The sequence below is a fragment of the Natrarchaeobius versutus genome, assembly GCF_041205745.1.
Classification (GTDB): Archaea; Halobacteriota; Halobacteria; order Halobacteriales; family Natrialbaceae; genus Natrarchaeobius; species Natrarchaeobius versutus.
This window is the reverse complement of the sequence record NZ_JBGFCC010000017.1, coordinates 21,738-27,894: the sequence shown is the minus strand read 5'-3', so window position 1 is coordinate 27,894 and position 6,157 is coordinate 21,738. Positions and strand designations below refer to the sequence as shown.

11 protein-coding genes are annotated in these 6,157 nt (G+C 63.4%); 7 read left to right on the top strand and 4 right to left on the bottom strand.

Annotated features, from left to right (window positions below):
- The first annotated feature begins 187 nt into the window (after positions 1-187).
- From AB7C87_RS24065 to AB7C87_RS24050, 4 genes are all read left to right on the top strand, one after another.
- Complete coding sequence (locus AB7C87_RS24065) at positions 188-409, top strand: hypothetical protein (RefSeq protein ID WP_369732081.1); 222 nt, start codon at positions 188-190, stop codon at positions 407-409.
- A 42-nt stretch (positions 410-451) separates the two neighbouring features.
- Complete coding sequence (gene hisD, locus AB7C87_RS24060) at positions 452-1,750, top strand: histidinol dehydrogenase (RefSeq protein ID WP_369732080.1); 1,299 nt, start codon at positions 452-454, stop codon at positions 1,748-1,750.
- Between the two features lie 67 nt (positions 1,751-1,817).
- Positions 1,818-2,069 (top strand): hypothetical protein, encoded by a 252-nt coding sequence (locus AB7C87_RS24055; RefSeq protein WP_369732079.1) that lies wholly within the window; start codon positions 1,818-1,820, stop codon positions 2,067-2,069.
- Between the two features lie 56 nt (positions 2,070-2,125).
- Entirely contained in the window at positions 2,126-2,500 is a 375-nt protein-coding gene (locus AB7C87_RS24050; RefSeq protein ID WP_369732078.1) for a HesB/IscA family protein, read from the top strand.
- A gap of 162 nt (positions 2,501-2,662) precedes the next feature.
- On the opposite strand, the gene AB7C87_RS24045 is transcribed toward AB7C87_RS24050, so the two are convergent.
- On the bottom strand, positions 2,663-2,863 hold the full coding sequence (locus AB7C87_RS24045) for a dodecin (RefSeq protein WP_369732077.1): 201 nt from the start codon (positions 2,861-2,863) through the stop codon (positions 2,663-2,665).
- A gap of 120 nt (positions 2,864-2,983) precedes the next feature.
- On the opposite strand from AB7C87_RS24045, the gene AB7C87_RS24040 reads away from it, so the two are divergent.
- The gene (locus tag AB7C87_RS24040; protein ID WP_369732076.1) at positions 2,984-4,189 is read left to right on the top strand and encodes a pyridoxal-phosphate-dependent aminotransferase family protein; all 1,206 of its coding nucleotides are present in this window, start codon (positions 2,984-2,986) and stop codon (positions 4,187-4,189) included.
- A 15-nt stretch (positions 4,190-4,204) separates the two neighbouring features.
- On the opposite strand, the gene AB7C87_RS24035 is transcribed toward AB7C87_RS24040, so the two are convergent.
- Complete coding sequence (locus AB7C87_RS24035; protein WP_369732082.1) at positions 4,205-4,513, bottom strand: DUF7116 family protein; 309 nt, start codon at positions 4,511-4,513, stop codon at positions 4,205-4,207.
- Between the two features lie 189 nt (positions 4,514-4,702).
- A complete protein-coding gene (locus tag AB7C87_RS24030; RefSeq protein WP_369732075.1) occupies positions 4,703-4,942 on the bottom strand; it encodes a DUF5816 domain-containing protein in 240 nt (79 codons plus the stop codon).
- Positions 4,943-4,991: 49 nt separating this feature from the next.
- On the opposite strand from AB7C87_RS24030, the gene AB7C87_RS24025 reads away from it, so the two are divergent.
- Both AB7C87_RS24025 and AB7C87_RS24020 read left to right on the top strand, forming a co-directional pair.
- On the top strand, positions 4,992-5,159 hold the full coding sequence (locus AB7C87_RS24025) for a hypothetical protein (RefSeq protein ID WP_369732074.1): 168 nt from the start codon (positions 4,992-4,994) through the stop codon (positions 5,157-5,159).
- A gap of 35 nt (positions 5,160-5,194) precedes the next feature.
- Positions 5,195-5,602 carry a universal stress protein gene (locus AB7C87_RS24020; RefSeq protein ID WP_369732073.1) on the top strand — a complete coding sequence of 136 codons (408 nt, stop codon included), beginning with the start codon at positions 5,195-5,197 and terminating at the stop codon, positions 5,600-5,602.
- Between the two features lie 27 nt (positions 5,603-5,629).
- On the opposite strand, the gene AB7C87_RS24015 is transcribed toward AB7C87_RS24020, so the two are convergent.
- Positions 5,630-6,079 (bottom strand): universal stress protein, encoded by a 450-nt coding sequence (locus AB7C87_RS24015; RefSeq protein ID WP_369732072.1) that lies wholly within the window; start codon positions 6,077-6,079, stop codon positions 5,630-5,632.
- Positions 6,080-6,157: the final 78 nt, after the last annotated feature.

The following is a 6,157-nucleotide window of genomic DNA, read 5'->3' as shown; positions in this document are numbered from 1 at the left end:
GCGGCCGGAGAACGCGGCGACCGCCGCCGCGTCGTTCGTACTCTAACCGAGGCCCGGGTCCATACATAAGGCCGTCGTCTCGAGGTCCGACTGGGCCACGTTGGGTAGTCTCGAGGTGGTCGTTCACAGGGTCGCGGGAAGCAAAGGGTCCGGTAGGATTTAGCGACCGGAAGCGCTACTCGCGCGTATGGATAGGCAAGGGTTCGTCAAACTCGCGATTGTTGGCTTTGGCCTCGTGATCGTGAGTTTCTTCGTCCGGGGGTTCGGTCAGCTTCTGCTCGGTCGGGGAACCGCCGAGGTCCTCCAGGCGCCGATCGTCTTCGTCGGGTTCGGAGTACTCGTTTACCTCTTCGTCAGGGCGACGCTCGACGCGGTCGGCGTGTGGGCGGTCGAAGACCCGGACGGGTAACGGAAGGAAACGGTTTTTCGCCCGCCGCCCGAACGCGGGAATATGAGTATCGAGGTGCGGGAGACGGCCGAACTCGGACCGGACGAACGCGTGGCGTTTTTCGAGCGCGACGCCGGCATCGAGTCGGTCACGGGAGACGTTCGAGAGATCGTCGATCGCGTACGCGAGGAGGGAGACGTCGCCGTCCGCGAGTTTTCGAGCGAGTTCGACGGCGTCGACGTCGGCAACCTCGAGATCACCGACGAGTGTGAACGCGCGTACGACGATCTCGACCAGTCGCTCCGGGAGGCGATCGAGGCCGCGGCGGCGAACGTAAAGGAGTTCCACGAGGCCCAGTTACCCGAGGATTGGCGACGTGAGTTCGGGGACGGTCGGGAACTCGGGCGACGGTTCCGTCCGATCGATCGGGTCGGCGTCTACGTGCCCGGCGGCTCGGCGGCGTACCCCTCGAGTGCGATCATGGGCGTCGTTCCGGCGGTCGTCGCGGGCGTCGACCACGTTGCGGTCGTCACACCGCCGGCCGAAGAGATCAATCCGGCAACGCTGGCGGCGATCCACGTCGCCGGCGCCGACGTCGTCTATCAGGTCGGTGGTGCACAGGCGGTCGCGAGTCTCGCCTACGGGACGGAGACAATCGATCGGGTCCGCAAGATCGTCGGCCCCGGAAACAAGTGGGTCACCGCCGCGAAGGCGGTGGTTCGAGGCGACGTCGAGATCGATTTCCTCGCGGGCCCGAGCGAGGTCGTCGTCGTCGCAGACGAGACGGCCGATCCCGAACTCGTCGCGGCCGAGTTGCTTGCCCAGGCCGAACACGATCCGAACGCCTCGGTCGTCGCCGTCACCGACGACGAGGCGACCGCGGATGCGATCGCGAACGCGGTCGGCGAGATGGCTCACGCGCGCGAGCGCGAAGATGTAATCCGAAGTGCGCTCGAAAACGACGCGAGTGGCGTCTTGCTCGCACGGTCGATGAGTGAGGCGATCCTCTTCACCGAGGAGTACGCGCCCGAACACCTCTCGATCGTCGCCGACGACGACGAATCGATTCTGACGCGGATCGATAGCGCCGGGAGCGTCTTCCTGGGGCCGAACACCCCGGTTGCCGCTGGCGACTACGCGAGCGGAACGAACCACGTCCTTCCGACGAACGGTGGCGCGCGGGTAACCGGCGGCCTCTCGGTCGAGACGTTTCTTCGATCGACGACCGTCCAGCGCCTCACGGGCGATGGACTCGCCGAGGTCGGCGAGACGATTACGAAACTCGCCGATGCCGAGGGCCTCGAGGCACACGCCGAAAGCGTTCGAACTCGGCTGGAGCGGACCGAGGACGCGGATTCGTAAGCGGACCGGCGGTTCCCTCACTGATTTGGATGGTAGTTTTACGTTACTGGCGGGTGGAGTCCCCCTGATGCAACCGCGTGAGGTCGATCCAATCGACGGGCGCATCCTCGAGCGCAACTACGATTACGCACAGCGAAACGTGTGGGTGCTCTCGATGTGGTACGGCTGTGACGCCGAACGAATGGTCGAGTTGCTCGCGGAACGCGGGATCGGGCTCTCGAGCAACGACGAGCGACAGTTCGGTGACTACTATCGATCCGTCGAGCGCCGGGAGAGCCAGGCGGGCGAGCGCCGACGGTTCGAAACCGATTCCAGCTAGACGCGACCGGACGGGATGGCGTCAAGGTTAACATCGTTGCGCGGGAAGGGGACAGTATGAGTACGGACAGTCTGGACGGCGGGGAGTCGACCACCCGTCCCGAGATCGAGGTGACCGAGGAGGCGGCCCAACAGGCCCTCTCGTTGCTCGAGGGTGAAGGACTCGACTGTGGCGAGGCTGGACTCCGCCTTTTCGTCCAGCAGGGCGGTTGTGCGGGGTTATCCTACGGGATGCGCTTCGACGATGCGCCCGACGAGGACGACACCATCTACGAACACCACGATCTGCGAGTGTTCGTCGATCCGGCGAGCCTGAAGTACATCGAAGGGAGCGTCCTGAACTACGAGAGCGGTCTGCAGGCGGAGGGATTCCACGTCGAGAACCCGAACGTAGTCAGCGAGTGTGGCTGTGGAGAATCGTTCCGGACCTGATTCCCGACGCCGATTCGTACTGTCGAGCGTCTCATCTGGTGCCGGTCGTGGGTGTGTCAGAACGGACTGATAGCAGTGGTCTCGTACGATGCTGTACCGATGTACCGGCGCGACCCCACAACGGGTCGATGTCGCGCCGGAACTGACGGACAGCAGACCGTCTCAGTCCTCGAGTTCGAACGCGACGGTGACTTCGGCCTGATACTCGCGGTCGTCGGCGGTTGCGAGTTCGACGCCGAGTTCGTCGACTTCGACCCAGTGGACGTTTTGCAGTGTCGCCTCGGCCCGATCGATCGCGTCGTCCGCGGCGTCGTCGAAACTCTCCGTGCTCGTTCCGATGAGGGTGATCTTCTTGAAAACCATCGCCCGTGGGACTACGTGTCATCGTGACTTAAACGTGGGCGGTGGTTCGAACGCGAGGAAGCTGTTCGTACGTCGAGAAATTCATGAACGTTTTTGAGGGTTCGACACCAGTTTCGGTCCATGCCAGCCGGTGAAGACTCGAGAGACGTACCGAAGATCGACGAGTTGGTGCCGCCGAACCGGACGCTGATGGGGCCGGGCCCGAGCGACGTTCATCCGCGCGTGTTGCGGGCGATGAGTACGCCGCTCGTCGGCCATCTCGACCCGTCGTTCGTCGAGATCATGGACGAAGTCCAGGAGCTGTTGCGATACACGTTTCGGACGGACAACCAGTGGACGATTCCCGTCTCGGGCACCGGTTCTGCGGCGATGGAAGCGGCGATCGGGAACGTCGTCGAGCCCGGCGATACGATGCTCGTCCCGACCAACGGCTACTTCGGCGGGCGGATGGCCTCGATGGCCCGTCGCGCTGGCGGGGAGGTCGTCGAAGTCGACGCACCGTGGGGAGAGCCACTCGAGCCGGACAGCGTGGCCGACGCGCTGGCCGAACACGACCCGGACGTCTTCGGCTTCGTCCACGCCGAGACGAGCACCGGGGTCCTCCAGCCCGAGGTCTCGGAGCTAACCGCGGCGGCTCACGATCACGACGCGTTGGTGATCGCCGACACCGTCACCTCGATCGGCGGCGTCGAACTCCGCGTCGACGACTGGGGGATCGACGTCGCTTACGCCGGCCCGCAGAAGTGTCTCTCCTGTCCTCCGGGTGCAAGTCCACTCACGCTGTCGGACGAAGCGATGGAGAAGGTCCTCTCACGCGAGGAGGAACCGCGCTCGTGGTACCTCGATCTCTCCTTGCTCGAGGGGTACTGGGGTGACGAACGCGCCTACCACCACACCGCGCCGATCACGAACGTCTACGCGATCAGAGAGGCGCTTCGGCTCGTGGCGGAAGAAGGCATCGAGGAGCGCTGGGCGCGCCACGAGCGACTGGCCGGCGCACTGAAAGCCGGCGTCGAGGCGATGGCTCTCGAGATGAACGCCTCCGACGCTTACTGGCTCCCGAGCCTGAACGCGGTCCGCGTCCCCGACGGAATCGACGACGGGGAGGTCTGTGGCGAGTTGCTCGATCGCTACGATCTCGAGGTCGCAAGCGGGCTGGGCGATCTGGACGGCGAGATCTTCCGCATCGGCTGTATGGGCTACTCCGCGCGTCCGGAGAACGTGATCTACGTGGTGACTGCGCTTGGTGACGTTCTCGAGGATATGGGTGCCGATGTCGATCCGGGTAGCGGTGTGACGGCAACGCGGCGCGCACTCGAAGAATAGGAACTCGACTGCCCGTTAGGCCGAGACCCGAGGCCCCGGCGGCGCTCGTTCGACCTGATAATCCTCCCCGTCGACGACGATGATCGCCCACTCGTAGCTCGGGTCGACGCTGGTGAGTCGCGTCTCGAGGTCGTCGGCGTCTTCCGGCTGAGCGACGAAACAGTGGAACTGACCGGACGACGCCGTCGGAAGCGCGTCGTTCTCGAGAACGGCGTTTACGTGGACGACCTTCCACGCGCGTTCGGCCCGGAACTCGGGGCCGTCTCCTTCGACGGTGTATCCAAGCTCTGCGAAAATCGACCTGGCCTGCTCGACGAGTCGCATGTTAACAGGACCCATTCGGTACTAACGTACACGGGCATCCGGCATAAATGTTCGTACTTACAAGCTATCGTCGTGATGGGTACAAGATATGCCGCTACGCTCGGAACGAGAGAGGACGTTTGTTTTATTCAAGCGGTGCAAAACGGTCAGTAATAGGCAGTTACTCCGATAGTTGTCAGCTTTGGAATGTTACTCGTGGGCGGCGTCCCACTCCGTCGGCTTCCGGAAGTTACCACAGGAGTTACACTTGATTCGACCCATGGAATCCATCGCGTTGTCGAAGCTCTCACAGTTCGTACAGAACCAGCCGTAGCGATTGTCGCCTGTTCGAGACTCGTAGGCGACGAGAAACGGTCCCTTCGATCCGCGGTCGCCGTCGGTGTTCGACACGTAGACCGTCTTTCCAGCCTCGGTTACGGTCGGTTGCATACCCGAACTATCCGCGCGGTCGGTATATGATTGTCCCTCGGAGAGGACGGTGAAACTCGAGAGCATCGAGTGCCACCTCGTGAGTATTCACGGGAAGGAGACGACGTCTATCCTGATTAGGAGCTATCACCGGTCCGACGACTGCCCGGGCGACGCCGGAGATCGAACGACCGGCGGCAGGTATGAGACGATTACGCACGACGGAACGCCGGACTGAAAAGTTTACCCGCACGGGAATCGTTCAGTTGCGTAATGTCGCTGGTCGTGGTTCCCGTTCGGTACCCCTTGACGAAACATTCGAGACGAACGCTCGAGCAGGCGATCGAGGTCGCCCGAGAGCGTGATGCGGCGTTGACGGTGCTTCACGTCGATCTCTACCAGAACGGGCGGAAGGTGACGCGGATCGAGCTGAAAAACGCGGTCGAACGGACGTTCGGGCCGCTCGAGAACGTCAGGTACGTTGTCCGGACGGGGTTTCTCGTCGAGGAGAGCATTCTCGACGAGGTCGCCGCCGAGGGTGCCGATGCGGTCGTCATCGGCGGCCAGCAAGCCAGCCGCCTGCGTCGGATCTTCAGACGGTTCACCGACAACCCGAACATCGATCGGTATCTGCGGACCCATCTGGACTGCGAGGTTATTACGGTCGAGGCGACCGCCTGACCGCGAGGCCGACCGGGGAGACACCTGCTACTCGATTTCGTCCGTCCCGGGGTTACGAACGACGAACACCGGAATCGAGGCGTTGTCGACGACGCGTTCCGAAACGCTTCCCAGGGAGGTTACCTTCTCGCGTGGACTCTTTCCTTTCGTGCCGATAACGACGAGGTCGATATCCTGCTCGTCGGCGTACTCGAGGATCGCTTTAGCGGGCGTCCCCTTGCGTACCTCGGTGACGGTCTCGAGGCCCTCCGCGGACGCGCTGTCGTCGACGGCCGCGACTGCTTCCCGTCCGTCCGCCTCGAGCGCTCGTTCGAGGGAGGGGGCGTTCTCTTCGCCTGCCGCGACGGTGATCCGGCTATCGATCACGTACAGGGCGTGAACCGTCGCATCGTTGGCGACGGCGATCGGGAGCCCGTGGGCGAGCGTCTCGGCGATCGTATCGCTTCCGTCCGTCGGGACGAGAACGTCGTCGTACATCGTAGATCGGTCTCGAATTCGCCGAGGAGCGGGATAAAAGATCCGTCGACTTAGGTCGTGGTCTCGAAGGTCGAGCAG